Below are 13,516 nucleotides of genomic sequence, written 5' to 3' on the forward strand. Positions count from 1 at the left end.
ATTCAAATTGTAAGCCTGATTATATCAAATTCTTGCGATAAATTTGTCTAAACTATTTAAATTTTAGAAATTTAGAAAGAGCTAGAAAGATTTAGAGTTGTTTGCTTATATCATTAATGATAAGTTATGATTTTGCTTGTAGCTTTGATTGGCTTAAATTCGCTCTTTTCTTCTTTTTGTATAAGCTCTTTTATGCTCTCTAGCGTTTTAGAAATTTTCTCCAAGCTATCACTGCTTGAAATAGCTATATTGAGAGTGTATTTATGCTTTTTTGTCTCCATTATGTAAGTTCTTAAGTCGCCATCTTTTTTGGCTAGATAAAGCCTCTCTTTATCAGGTCTCATATCTTTAATTTCGCTGATACCGCCGTTTATCTCAATTTCAGCCCTTTTTCTTATTGCATAATCAAGCCATCTGCTTTTAAATTCCTCTATATCCATATCAGAATCTAGAATCTGCAAGGACTCATCTTCTAAAAGATCGCCTAAATTTTTAACTATTCCTAAACCAAAAAATCCTTTGCTTTCCTTGCCTATGATATTGTTGTTAAGCGCATCCACGCTTACTGCATCGTTTCCGTAGTTGCCAAACATATCTATGCCCAGCACTTTGGTACTATTTACGAATTTTTTTAAATTTTCAACTTCTTCCTTGCTTATTGATTGATCAAATCCGCTTAATTTGCCCCAGATACTTATCTTGCCTTCTGTGGTATAGCCGCTTAAGGCGAAAGATTTTTGTATATCTTCTTTGGAGTAAAAAACACTAAGTTCTTTTTGCGGTTTAGTAAAGCCCATTTTTACGGCTAGTAATTTATTAAGATGTTTTTTTGATAACTTTTTAGGATCCACTGCGTTTGCCCAGTTTTCAAGCTCGCTTGGTGAAAGATTATCAGGATCTACTTTGTCGTAATCGATCTTTAAATTTGTATTATGATTTATTTCGTTATTCAAATTCTCGGGATTGCCGTCTTTTTGCAAGGCTTTTGGTTGATTGTCTTTAAGGCTGAAATTTAAATTCGCGCTAAAACCATTTATGCTGCTTATCATAATATTCCTTATGTTGTTGGGCGTTTATGATAAATCGGCAAAATTTAAGAATTATTTATATGAAATTTCTTACAAAAATCCGCAGATAAAATATACCAAAGGAAGACCGATAAAGCTAAATGCAACGCCTGTAGCTACGGCTGAAACTGCAAGCTGACTGTCTAAATTTGCCTTCATTATCATCGCACTTGCTAAAACCATCGGCGGCATGGCACACTGAAGAATTCCTATGAGCCATTTAGGGCTAAAATCAACGCTAAATATTAAAGCTATAAGGATAAATATAAGAGGAGCTATTAGCATTTTGCCTGCGATTACGATTAAAGTGGCTTTATATGAGCTTCTTATGCTTCTAAAACCAAGTCCGATACCTATAGCAAAAAGGGCGACCGGAACTACGCTTTGGCTAAAAAGATTAAGCGCGGTAAAGATAACTGAAGGAAGCTCGATACCTCTTAGTATAAGACCTGCTATAAGTGCGATAAATGGAGGAAATTTAAGCACTTTTATCGTGTTTTGAACTAAAGAGACCTTTGCGGGAGCTCCAAAAGATAGTATGAATGGACCAAGTATTGATATGGGTATGGATGTGGCGAACTGATCGTAAAATATAACTTCATTCAGAGCATCTTCTCCAAAAAAGCCCGTTATAATAGGCATACCGATAAAGATGGTGTTGCCAAACATCGCCAGCAATAAAGCGCTAATGGCGGTGGCTTGGCTAAATTTAAACACCTTGCAGATAAAAAATACGATAAAAGCGGCTACAAACGAGGATAAAAAGCCTGTTAGGATTATGTTTATGAGAGTTTTATCTATACTTACGTGATAAATTTTATCAAATATCAATGCTGGCAGAGCAAAACATAGTGCGTAATCTATAAAAATACTCGCTTGCTTTTGCTCGAAAATTTTAACTTTTTTTGCAAAATATCCTGAGGCTATCAAAATAAAAATAGACAAAAGCGGCGTGAACATAATCAAAACCCAAAATTTTAAAATGAAAGCCGAAATTATATGCCAATGGTTATTAAAGATAGATAAAATTTATCTCAAAAAAATAACCAAAGCTAATACTATGCCCTGGTTTAAAGATATGGATTTAGCATATTATTCGCAAAAATTTAATATAATATTTGGTTTAAATTTAAAAACCAAAGTAAATACATGAAAAATTTTATAAAATTCGTAGTTATCACCGCCATTATAGCCGCCTGTGGATATTTTGTATATGAAAAATACTTCAAAGAAGAGAAAAAAGATGAGTTTATAACATCCGTGGCGGTTAGAGGAGATCTTGCTAAAAGCATTGATAGCAACGGCGAAATTTATGCAAACGAGCTTATTGATGTAGGCGCGCAGGTTTCAGGACAGATAAAAAAGCTATATGTAAAGCTTGGTGATAGGGTAAAAGCGGGCGATATGATAGCTGAAATCGACTCCGCAACCCAGCAAAATAATGTAGATACCAAAAAAGCTCAGCTTGGAATTTATGAGGCGAAATTAAATAGTGCAAAAGTAGCTCTTGAGATTGCCGAGAGTAAATTTAAGCGTGAAAAAGAGCTTTTTAGTAAAAACGCTACTTCAAAAGAAGAATTTGAAAATGCCAAAAATTCTCTTGCTGTTACAAAAGCAAACATAAAAGAGATAGAGGCTCAGATAACTCAGACTAAAATTTCTTTAAATACCGCTCAAATCGATCTTGGATACACTAAAATAGTTGCACCCAAAGAGGGTACTATCGTATCGGTTCAGGTTGAAGAAGGACAAACCGTAAATTCAAACCAGACAACTCCGACTATCGTAAATATAGCGGACTTAACGAAGCTAAAGCTAAAAATGGAGATAGCTGAAGGCGATATCACTAAGATAAAGGTAGGTTCAAAGGTCGAGTATTCGATCCTTTCAGAGCCAAATAAGAAATTTCAAACTCAAATTAGCTCTATTGATCCGGGACTTACCACGCTAAGTAACGGCAAATACAGTCAGACATCAACTTCTGCTAATTCAAGCTCAAGCTCTTCGGCGATTTATTATTATGCAAATGCCGTAATTGACAACAAAGATGAAATTTTACGCATAGGAATGACCACTCAAAACATAATCACTCTGGAAAACGTAAAAGATGCGATCATAATACCTAGTATCGCCATAAAAAAAGAGGGCGGAAAAAACTACGTAAGCGTGCTAAAAGGCGATAATTCGGTAGAAAAAAGAGAAGTCGTCGTAGGGCTAACGGACAATCTTAAATCACAGATCATAAACGGCGTTAGCGAAGGTGAAAAAGTCATCACCTCAAGAAGCTCGGCAGCTGAGCTGGATCAGATGATAGAGCGTGAAAATAGGCGAATGAGAGGCAGATAGAATTGAGCGTGCTTATAGAGCTTAAAAATTTAAGCAAAAAATTTATACTTGGAGAAACCAGCTTTGACGCTCTTAAAGATATAAATTTAAGCATAAAAAAGGGCGAATTTATAGCTATCATCGGGCAATCAGGCTCAGGTAAATCAACGCTTATGAACATTCTTGGCTGTCTTGATAATCCCACAAGCGGAGAATATCTGCTAGATGGCGCGGATATATCAAAATTTAACTCGGACGCTTTAGCTAAACTAAGGCGCAATAAATTCGGCTTTATTTTTCAAAGATATAATCTTTTAAGCACTTTAACTTCGCTGGCAAACGTATCTTTGCCAAGCGTTTATGCAGGCGTGAGTAAAGAGCAAAGAGAACAAAAAGCGACTGAAATTTTAAGCGATCTAGGGCTTGGCGATAAGCTTGAGTCTTTGCCTAATAAATTAAGCGGCGGACAGCAGCAGCGCGTAAGTATCGCAAGAGCTCTTATAAACGGAGGCGAGATTATCTTAGCCGATGAGCCTACAGGCGCGCTTGATAGTGCAAGCGGGCTAATGGTGATGGAAATTTTAACAAATTTGCACAAAGAAGGTCATACTATCATCATCGTAACTCATGATCCAAATATCGCAGCTTACGCAAACCGCGTCATAGAGATAAAAGACGGCGAAATTTTAAAAGATAGCGTAAAGAGTGATGAGATTTTTCCTTCTAAATTTACAAAACCGAAACAAAAAAACATAATAAGCTTTTATAAAGATCAGTTTATAGAGAGCTTTAAGATGTCTATAAACGCGATATTTAGCCATAAGCTTCGCTCGCTTTTAACCATGCTCGGCATCATCATCGGCATAGCTTCGGTTATCTGCGTAGTTGCGCTGGGGCAGGGTTCGCAGCAGCAAATTCTATCTGACATCAGAGGCATAGGCACAAATACTATAGACATTTATCCGGGCAAAGGTTTTAGCGACCTTAGAGGCATGAAAAAGACCCTCACGATATCAGACACCGCGATGCTATCTCATCAAGACTATCTTGATAGTGTTACGCCAAATACCACTGCTAGCGGCACACTAACTTATAGAAATAAATCGGCCTCTGCAAGCATGAGAGGAGGAGGCGCTCAGAGTCTTGATGTGCTTGGGCATAAATTTGAGAACGGAAGGTCGTTTAATGAAGATGAAGTTAGGGATTCGGCTTCTGTTATGGCAATAGATCAAAACACTAAAAACGAATTTTTTAAAGATACCGATCCTATCGGCGAAACGATATTTTTTAACAAACGCCCATTTCGTATAATAGGTGTTTTGAAATACAATAGTAACATAGGCGATTCAAGCACGCTTAGAATTTATGCTCCTTATACGACTGTTATAAATAAAATAACGGGCGATCGTTTTATAAATTCCATAACCGTCAAAGTAAAAGATGAGGTAAACGCTCAAATCGCAGAGCAAAGCCTCATTGAAGTATTGGCTGCAAAACGCGGCAAAAAGGACTTTTTTACCCGCAATTCAGACACTATTAAAAAAACTATAGAAAACACGACTAAGACAATGACGCTTCTCATCTCTTGTATTGCGTTTATTTCGCTTGTGGTAGGAGGTATAGGGGTGATGAACATAATGCTGGTTTCAGTCACCGAACGCACAAAAGAGATAGGTATAAGAATGGCTATAGGCGCACGCCAAAGCAATATCTTGCAGCAGTTTTTGATAGAAGCTGTGCTTTTATGCGTACTTGGCGGGATAATAGGCGTAATGCTTGCTTTTGGGATAGGCTATGCGTTTAATAAATTTGCGGACGAATTTATGATGATATTTTCAAACTCTTCGATTATCGTAGCACTTCTTACCTCAAGTTTTATCGGTATAGTATTTGGCTATATGCCTGCAAGAAGCGCTTCAAAGCTAAATCCTATCGAAGCTCTTTCAAGGGAATAAGATGAAAAAATTTTTAGTATTTATTTTTGCAGTTTTTTTAAGCGGATGTGCGGTAAAAAGCATAAATGAGGATTATAACAAGCTTATCTTGGATGAAAATTTAAGCCGCAATTTTGAGTTTGAGCAAGAGTGGTGGAAGGGATATGAAAGAGCTGAGCTAAACGAGCTTGTAAGGCTTGCCTTAAAAAACAATACAAATTTGCTAAAAGCTGCGATAAATATAAATAAAGCCTTGGCTCAAGCAGGGGTCGTAAGCGCAAATTTAATCCCGAATTTTAATGCAAATTTCACGTCCGATATAAGCAAAAATTTAGAAGGTGGAAGTTTAGGCAAGAGTTATAAAAGCGGTATTTCGCTAAATTATGAAATAGATTTATGGCAAAAGCTTGCAAATTCTCGTGACGCTGCTTTTTGGGAGCTTAATGCCACTAAATTTGATGCCGAGGCTACTAAGCTTGCGCTCATAAATAGCGTCGTGGATAGCTATTTTGAGATAGCTTATCTAAATGAAAGTCTTGAGCTTTATAAAGCGGCGTTTAAAAATTATATTGAGCTTGAAGCGATAACAAAGGCTAAATTTGAGCTTGGAAAAGGCGAAGAGCTATCTTTAAAGCAGATTCAAAGTTCGCTTTTAAACGCTCAAAATAGGATTTTAACTGCGCAAAAAAATCTAAATTTAGCCAAGCAGACTTTAAGAATCCTGCTTGCCGAAGGACCTGAATTTGAGTTTAAATTCGCTTCGTTTTCATTTGATCATATAAAATTTCTAGGAGTGAATCTGGACGTGCCGCTTTACGCTATAGCAAATCGCCCCGATTTAAAAGCAGCTATTGCTCGCATAGAGGAGAATTTACTAGATGTCAAGGTGAGTCAAAAGAGCTTTTATCCAAGTGTAAATATAGGAGCAAGCCTAAGCGGAAGCGGTGATCAGGTAAACGAAGCGTTTTCGCTTAAATTTTTTGGTGGAAATTTAAGCCTTAATTTGCCGTTTTTAAACTACTCTCGCCTTGAGAATAATTTAAAAATTTCAGAAGCGAATTTTGAACTAGCCAAGATAGGCTACTTTGAAACTTTGATAAAAGCACTTAATGAGCTTGATACGACTTATAAAAATTTAAAAAACGATAGCGCTCTTTTGCTAAATTATGAAAAGCAAAGCGTAAATTTTAAAGAGATAAGCGAAATTTATAAGCTTAAATTTGATGCAGGTAAGGGCGAGCTGAAAGACTACCTGCAAGCTAGAAACAACGAACTTGATGCACGCTCTAACCTCATCTTGCAGCGATATAAAATTTTACAAGACGAGATAAATATATACAAGGCGATGGCGGGCAGGGTTAAGCTACAATAGTAAATTTAATCCCACGAAATTACAACACTTCCCTTTAGGAGACAGATCAACCCCAAGGGAAGTGCCAAAACGTCTAGAGCTTACAGGCCCAAAAACGATCATTAACTAAAACCTCTTCCTCTTCACATCATCTGCTATATCTTTAGCCATACTATCAACTTCAGCTGTTACCTCGTTTGTCTTATTGGCTACTATTACATTTTGTCTGGTTAGATCATCTATATTGGCAACCGATTGATTTATCATGTTTATTCCGTCAGCTTGTTCTTTTATAGATTCACTCATCTCGTTTATGCTTTGAGCGAGTACATTTGTATTAGCTTCTATCTCACCTAATGATTTTTGAGTTCTTTCGGCTAGTTTTCTTACTTCATCGGCAACTACCGCAAAGCCACGTCCATGCTCTCCGGCACGTGCCGCTTCTATAGCAGCATTTAATGCTAGTAAGTTTGTTTGATCTGCTATATCTCTTATTATTACTATTATGTTTTTTATCTCTTCGCTTTGTCTTATTACATCTTGAGTCTTTTGAGATATGGCAGACATTGACGAGCTCATCTGCTCTACTGCGGCTGCACTTTCTTGAAGTGAATTTGCTTGCCTATTAGCTCCGCTTGTTAGTTCGTTCATGTATTCAGATAGAGCTTGTGCTTTTTGTCTTAAATTTTCAGCCTGAGACAAATTTGCACGAAGCATGTTTGATATCTCTTCACCTAGTCCGTTTACTCCTTCTGCCATCTTACCGTTATCATCAAGTCTAGCCGTAAAGTCTTGATTTTTAAATTTATCAAGAAGATTTATAAGTTCTATGCCGTTTTTGGCAATATTATCTTTTAAAGCCTCTTGAAGCTCTTTAAATGTATGTTTTAACTGATTTAATGCAGGGTTTGACGTTTGTGCATTAAGAGTTGCCGTAAAGTCTCCGGATTTGATACTGTCTACGAATGTATTTGCTTCTTTTATAAAGTCGTTTTCAGAGATTTTGGCTGATTCTATCTTGCTTATGTTGTCATTTATTAAAGATGCCATTTGTCCAAATTCGTCTTTGGTTTTTACGTTTAATTTAGCAGGCTCTTTTATCTCATGGTTTAGGAATTTAAAGAAGGATATTAATCCTGTTGAAATTAGGTTGAGGGGTTTGAGGAAACAAGAGACGATGAATATTAGGACGGTAACAATGATTATTATAAAAACGGTAAAAAATATCGTCTGTTCAAATAAAATATCGCCCAATGTATCATCATAATCAGAAACCGAATTCGTAGAGCAAACCAACCAATTTAGAGTGTCGTACATACTGCAAGCGGCTAATTTTTCATCACCGTCTATGTTATATGAAAATGTTTTGCCGTTATGTTGATTGTAGTAGCTTATAAAATTTTCTACCACTTTTGCACTATTTTCATCTTTTTCAATCACAAGCTTTCTGTCTGGATGATAAACCATGGTTTTTGCGCTCATGTCTATGATAAACACAACTCCGCTTGGACTATCTTTTATCCCGCCGAGTGATTTTGCAAGCTCATCTATAAGCATATCCATTCCAAGTACCGCAACCACTTTTCCATTTACTACAACAGGCTTTACAGCACTCATTACAAGTAAGCCTTTTGATTTAGTTACATAAGGAGCGGTAAACGCAAGCCCTCCTTTTGCAACGGCGGTCTTATACCAACCGCGAGTTCTCGCATCATATTGCTTGTTTTGCATATTAAAAACAGCTACTTTAGGCTTCTTTCTGTCTTCGGTTAATGATATGGTAGCCATTTCGCCGTCATTTGCAAAGCCTATAAAAAACTCCTCCAGGTTCATAAAAGTAGTTACATTAGCAAGGTCTTTTATCAAATTTGACCTATCTCCAAAAAGTAGCTCATGGTTGTGTTCAAGATAGCTTACCGCATCCTCTACAGCTTTTATCCTAGAGCTCATATATTCATCCACAAATATACTACTCGCAAGAGCCGTGGACTCTTTAGAACCGTGCGTAACATCTAAAAGAACGTCTTTTGTCTTACTGTAATTTATAATTGCCATTATAAAAAACACTACCGACAATAATAAAAATATACAAACAGCTATCTTGCTTGAAATTTTCCTCAACACCATAAACTCCTTTTTATCTTTATTGTAAATTATTTTATTGGTTATCAACTAAAACCTCTTCCTCTTCACATCATCTGCTATATCTTTAGCCATACTATCAACTTCAGCTGTTACCTCGTTTGTCTTATTGGCTACTATTACATTTTGTCTGGTTAGATCATCTATATTGGCAACCGATTGATTTATCATGTTTATTCCGTCAGCTTGTTCTTTTATAGATTCACTCATCTCGTTTATGCTTTGAGCGAGTACATTTGTATTAGCTTCTATCTCACCTAATGATTTTTGAGTTCTTTCGGCTAGTTTTCTTACTTCATCGGCAACTACCGCAAAGCCACGTCCATGCTCTCCGGCACGTGCCGCTTCTATAGCAGCATTTAATGCTAGTAAGTTTGTTTGATCTGCTATATCTCTTATTATTACTATTATGTTTTTTATCTCTTCGCTTTGTCTTATTACATCTTGAGTCTTTTGAGATATGGCAGACATTGACGAGCTCATCTGCTCTACTGCGGCTGCACTTTCTTGAAGTGAATTTGCTTGCCTATTAGCTCCGCTTGTTAGTTCGTTCATGTATTCAGATAGAGCTTGTGCTTTTTGTCTTAAATTTTCAGCCTGAGACAAATTTGCACGAAGCATGTTTGATATCTCTTCACCTAGTCCGTTTACTCCTTCTGCCATCTTACCGTTATCATCAAGTCTAGCCGTAAAGTCTTGATTTTTAAATTTATCAAGAAGATTTATAAGTTCTATGCCGTTTTTGGCAATATTATCTTTTAAAGCCTCTTGAAGCTCTTTAAATGTATGTTTTAACTGATTTAATGCAGGGTTTGACGTTTGTGCATTAAGAGTTGCCGTAAAGTCTCCGGATTTGATACTGTCTACGAATGTATTTGCTTCTTTTATAAAGTCGTTTTCAGAGATTTTGGCTGATTCTGCATTTTTAATATTTTCGTTTATTGAATTTGCCATTTGTCCCAGCTCATCTTTTGATTTTACATGTATTGTTTTACATTTTTTTGTTCCGCAATGCAAAAATTCAAAAAATGCGTTTAGTCCGTCGTGAATTTCTTTTAAGGGATTTAACTTGATTTGAAGTATAAAAGATAGTATTACTACGATTAAAATTATTGAGATTATAGACAGAATCAGTTGTGATTTTAAAAGATTGTTTGTTGTTTTAGAGTATATCTTTATAGGTGCAACCGAGCATATGAGCCACTTAGTGATATCATCTTTTAAGCAAGCAGCTATCATCTCTTGATTGTTTTCAGAAAATTTGTATGTTTTTAGCTCTTTTATTAAATTTTCTTTGCTGTTATTAAAAAACTTTAAAAGCTCGGTGTTTAGAGCACTTTCTTTCATTAGTATATCTTTGTCTTTGCTGATTATGGTTCTACTCTTAGCATCGATCGCTAGTATTTTCTCATCTTTATGTTGAGTCATAGTTAGGATTTCTTTGCTTAAATTTTCAAGTAAAACATCAGAGCCTACAACTCCTTGAAGTTTACTGTCTTTTTTAAAAGGGGATGCAAAAGACACCGCTATATGGTTTCCTGTAGATGTTACATATACGTCACTTACGGAAGGTTTGTCAGCCTCAACTGTTTGCTTATACCATCCTCGTTGCCTTGGATCATATCCGTCACTTGGCCACTGTTTTTTGCCGTTTGATCTAAGCATTCTTCCGTTTTCTTCAAAACCTGCATATAAAAGTTCGAAATTTCCAATTTTATTTCCTAATTGTAATATACCTAATAACTCATCTTCTGTCGGATTGGTTTTTTCTATCTTTTCTGATATAGCATTTACAACATCAAATTTTGAGCCTACAAAGCCTTGTAAGAATTTAATGGCGCTTTGTACTATGCTGTATTGAGAGGATGATATAAGCGTGGATGTTTCATTTTTTGCAATAGTAAAATTTGCAAAAGAAAAGACACCTAAGCTTAAAATTAAACAGAGTGAAAGCCAAAAAATTACACTTTTAACTAGTTTTGAACGCATTACTTTCCTTTTTTGTAACGTATTGTATTAAAATTAATATTTTATTTAGATAATATTAAACTACAATTAATCAATAAAATAAATTTGATTTTTGTGTAAAATTTTAGTTTCTTTTATTGTAGAAATTTCTTTTAAATTCGCTAAATTTGCTTTGTAATATCGCCTCTCTCATCTGCTTCATCAAATTTAGATAATAGTGCAGGTTATGAAGACTTGCTAGGCGGAAAAATGTAAGTTCGCGCGCTTTGTAGAGGTGATTTAAGTAGCCGCGCGAGTAGTTTTGGCAGGTATAGCATGAGCACTCAGGGTCTATTGGTGCGTGATCGTTTATAAATTTGGCCGATTTGATATTTATCTTGCCAAAGCTTGTAAATAAAGTTCCGTTTCGCGCATTTCTGGTCGGCATTACACAGTCAAACATATCAACTCCTCGCTCTACGTTTTCTACCAAGTCTTCAGGCGTTCCAACTCCCATTAGATAACGCGGGCGATTTGCGTCTATATAAGGCATAACTCCCTCAACCGTATCATACATCTGCTCGTTGCTCTCTCCTACGCTTAAGCCGCCTATCGCAAGTCCGTCAAATTCCATCTCGCAAAGAGCTTGGGCGCAAAATTTACGCGCTTCATAGTCCGTCCCGCCTTGGATGATACCAAATATATTTTGCGTTAGTCCTGCACCGCCAGATTGTTTGAATTTGTGATAATCAATCGCCTCTTTAGCCCAATTTATCGTCCTTCTTATACTAAGCTCAACGCGTTTAGGCTCTGCCGGCAGAGCGATAAGATCATCAAGTATCATCATGATGTCTGAGTTTAAATCATACTGCGTATCAAGCACGCTTTTTGGCGTAAAATAGTGAGAGCTGCCGTCTATGTGGCTTTTAAAGTGGATTCCGTGTTCATCTGGCTTTGAAATTTTACTAAGAGAAAACGCCTGAAAGCCGCCGCTATCGGTTAAAAAAGAGCGGTTAAATTTGCTAAATCCATGCAATCCGCCAAATTCTTTTACGACCTTGCTCGTAGGGCGTAGATATAGGTGATATGTGTTTCCTAAAATGATCTTGGCGTCTAAAATTTCCATCATATCTTTTGCGTCTAAACTCTTAACGGCGCCAACCGTTCCTACAGGCATAAAAACAGGGGTTTGTATGGTCGAATGAGCGGTGGTTAAAGTGCCTGCGCGTGCGTTGCCGTCCGTTTTATCTATACTAAAAGTCATTTTGCTATAATGTCCTTTTTAAATTTTGGAGTTGTTATGAAAAATATTTTGATAATTGCAGATGGAATTGTAGCAAAACATTTCTTAGAAAGATTGTTTGTAACCAAGAACAGTTCGCATCATTACAGTATCATAACCCACAAAGAGGGCATCGTGCCTAGCGGGCTTAAGATAGAAAATTTTTCATTTTATAACTTTGATCCAACCAGCCTTGATAGACTAAAACGCGCAGCTGACGGGTATTTTAGCCAGTTTTTGATAGTGCTTGAGGATAAATTTGAAGCTCTTAGCGTTTATAGAAATTTACGCCAAATAAGCAAAAAAACCGACATGCTTATCTTTGATACGTGGGGGCTTAATGACGATAATGAAATAAGCCAAGATAAGCATTTGACGCTACTTGACGGACGAAATATAATGACAATTAGGCTCATGGACTATCTTCCGGACATGCCAGTGATAGCCGATAATATAGGTCTTGGCGAAGGCGAGATAATGGAGGTCAAAGTTCCCGTGGGAAGCTCTTTCATGTATCGCCACATAGGCTCCGTGCAGCAGAAAAAATGGCGTATCGCTATGGTTTATCGCGGATCAAATTTCATGATAGCGCGTCCAAATTTGATGATCTTGCCAAACGATACCTTGCTGATAGTAGGCGAACCAAGCGTACTTTTAAGCGTATTTAAAAGCATAAAGCGTGAAAAAGGGCAGTTTCCTAGTCCATTTGGGTTAAATTTATATACGCTTTTGGATATGAAACATATGAGCCAAGGCGAGTGCATGAGGCTGATTGACGAAAGTATAGCGCTAAATGAGCGTCTAAATAATCGTCGCTTGTATATAAAAGTGATAAATCCGACTATGAATCCTGTCTACGAGAGGCTAAAAGAGCTTGAAGATAGCTCCATAATCATATCTTTTGATTATTTCTCATGCTCGGCTAGTGTGATAAAATCTGATATTTTGGCATTTGATATAGGGCTTGTGATAACCGATAATAAATTTTTCAAAGCCAACAAAAAGCTTTTGTTTGATATCAAAAAGCCTGTTATGAAGATAGGAGTCGGGAATTTAAGCCAACTTAAAAAGGGTGTTATCTTAAGCGGAAGCGAGGATATGGAGAGCCACTCTTCGGTGATACTTGATTGTTGCTCGCAACTTGATGTGGATATAACGCTATATTACTTTGATACTATGAATTCAAACGATGATCAAAGTATCGTCGAGCACTTTGAAAATTTGTCTAAAATTTTCGGCAAAAAAGTTGAAATCATAAACGATAAAAGCGAAAATCCGCTCGTAAAACTTTCAGATGAAAAAAATCTGCTTCAGTTTATATCTTTTTCTAAAAAGATGAGCAGGAGGGATATTTTTGCTATTTTTTCAAACGATATGAACAGGCTTTATGGTAAATTAAGCGACAATATTCAAATTTTTATACCGATAAACTAGGAAATTTAGATAAAATAGAGTTAATAAAATATTA

9 protein-coding genes are annotated in these 13,516 nt (G+C 36.5%); 4 read left to right on the forward strand and 5 right to left on the reverse strand.

Annotated elements, in window-relative coordinates; genetic code table 11:
* Positions 1-113 precede the first annotated feature (113 nt).
* Entirely contained in the window at positions 114-1,049 is a 936-nt protein-coding gene (locus CORI_RS04315; RefSeq protein WP_173030953.1) for a hypothetical protein, read from the reverse strand.
* Positions 1,050-1,118: 69 nt separating this feature from the next.
* Complete coding sequence (locus CORI_RS04320) at positions 1,119-2,033, reverse strand: AEC family transporter (protein WP_254064959.1); 915 nt, start codon at positions 2,031-2,033, stop codon at positions 1,119-1,121.
* A 183-nt stretch (positions 2,034-2,216) separates the two neighbouring features.
* On the opposite strand from CORI_RS04320, the gene CORI_RS04325 reads away from it, so the two are divergent.
* From CORI_RS04325 to CORI_RS04335, 3 genes are read left to right on the forward strand one after another with little or no spacing between them, the layout of a single operon-like run.
* The gene (locus CORI_RS04325; protein WP_173030955.1) at positions 2,217-3,413 is read left to right on the forward strand and encodes an efflux RND transporter periplasmic adaptor subunit; all 1,197 of its coding nucleotides are present in this window, start codon (positions 2,217-2,219) and stop codon (positions 3,411-3,413) included.
* A 2-nt stretch (positions 3,414-3,415) separates the two neighbouring features.
* On the forward strand, positions 3,416-5,347 hold the full coding sequence (locus CORI_RS04330) for a MacB family efflux pump subunit (protein ID WP_173030956.1): 1,932 nt from the start codon (positions 3,416-3,418) through the stop codon (positions 5,345-5,347).
* Between the two features lies 1 nt (position 5,348).
* The gene (locus CORI_RS04335) at positions 5,349-6,698 is read left to right on the forward strand and encodes a TolC family protein (RefSeq protein ID WP_173030957.1); all 1,350 of its coding nucleotides are present in this window, start codon (positions 5,349-5,351) and stop codon (positions 6,696-6,698) included.
* A gap of 105 nt (positions 6,699-6,803) precedes the next feature.
* Here CORI_RS04335 and CORI_RS04340 read toward each other — a convergent pair whose 3' ends face one another.
* The 3 genes from CORI_RS04340 to tgt all read right to left on the reverse strand — a co-directional run bounded on the left by CORI_RS04340 (position 6,804) and on the right by tgt (position 12,030).
* Positions 6,804-8,801 carry a methyl-accepting chemotaxis protein gene (locus tag CORI_RS04340; protein ID WP_173030958.1) on the reverse strand — a complete coding sequence of 666 codons (1,998 nt, stop codon included), beginning with the start codon at positions 8,799-8,801 and terminating at the stop codon, positions 6,804-6,806.
* A 48-nt stretch (positions 8,802-8,849) separates the two neighbouring features.
* A complete protein-coding gene (locus CORI_RS10700) occupies positions 8,850-10,808 on the reverse strand; it encodes a methyl-accepting chemotaxis protein (protein WP_254064960.1) in 1,959 nt (652 codons plus the stop codon).
* Between the two features lie 103 nt (positions 10,809-10,911).
* On the reverse strand, positions 10,912-12,030 hold the full coding sequence (gene tgt, locus CORI_RS04350; RefSeq protein ID WP_173030959.1) for a tRNA guanosine(34) transglycosylase Tgt: 1,119 nt from the start codon (positions 12,028-12,030) through the stop codon (positions 10,912-10,914).
* A gap of 36 nt (positions 12,031-12,066) precedes the next feature.
* Between tgt and CORI_RS04355 the strand changes: the two genes are divergently transcribed.
* A complete protein-coding gene (locus CORI_RS04355; protein WP_173030960.1) occupies positions 12,067-13,482 on the forward strand; it encodes a COG3400 family protein in 1,416 nt (471 codons plus the stop codon).
* Positions 13,483-13,516: the final 34 nt, after the last annotated feature.

Source organism: Campylobacter sp. CCUG 57310, from assembly GCF_013201975.1.
Classification (GTDB): domain Bacteria; phylum Campylobacterota; class Campylobacteria; order Campylobacterales; family Campylobacteraceae; genus Campylobacter_A; species Campylobacter_A canis.

Coding starts and splice junctions, on each gene's coding strand:
- CORI_RS04315 (WP_173030953.1), bottom strand. CDS start 1,049: ATGATAAGCAGCATAAATGGTTTTAGCGCGAATTTAAATTTCAGCCTT.
- CORI_RS04325 (WP_173030955.1), top strand. CDS start 2,217: ATGAAAAATTTTATAAAATTCGTAGTTATCACCGCCATTATAGCCGCC.
- CORI_RS04335 (WP_173030957.1), top strand. CDS start 5,349: ATGAAAAAATTTTTAGTATTTATTTTTGCAGTTTTTTTAAGCGGATGT.
- CORI_RS10700 (WP_254064960.1), bottom strand. CDS start 10,808: ATGCGTTCAAAACTAGTTAAAAGTGTAATTTTTTGGCTTTCACTCTGT.
- tgt (WP_173030959.1), bottom strand. CDS start 12,030: ATGACTTTTAGTATAGATAAAACGGACGGCAACGCACGCGCAGGCACT.
- CORI_RS04355 (WP_173030960.1), top strand. CDS start 12,067: ATGAAAAATATTTTGATAATTGCAGATGGAATTGTAGCAAAACATTTC.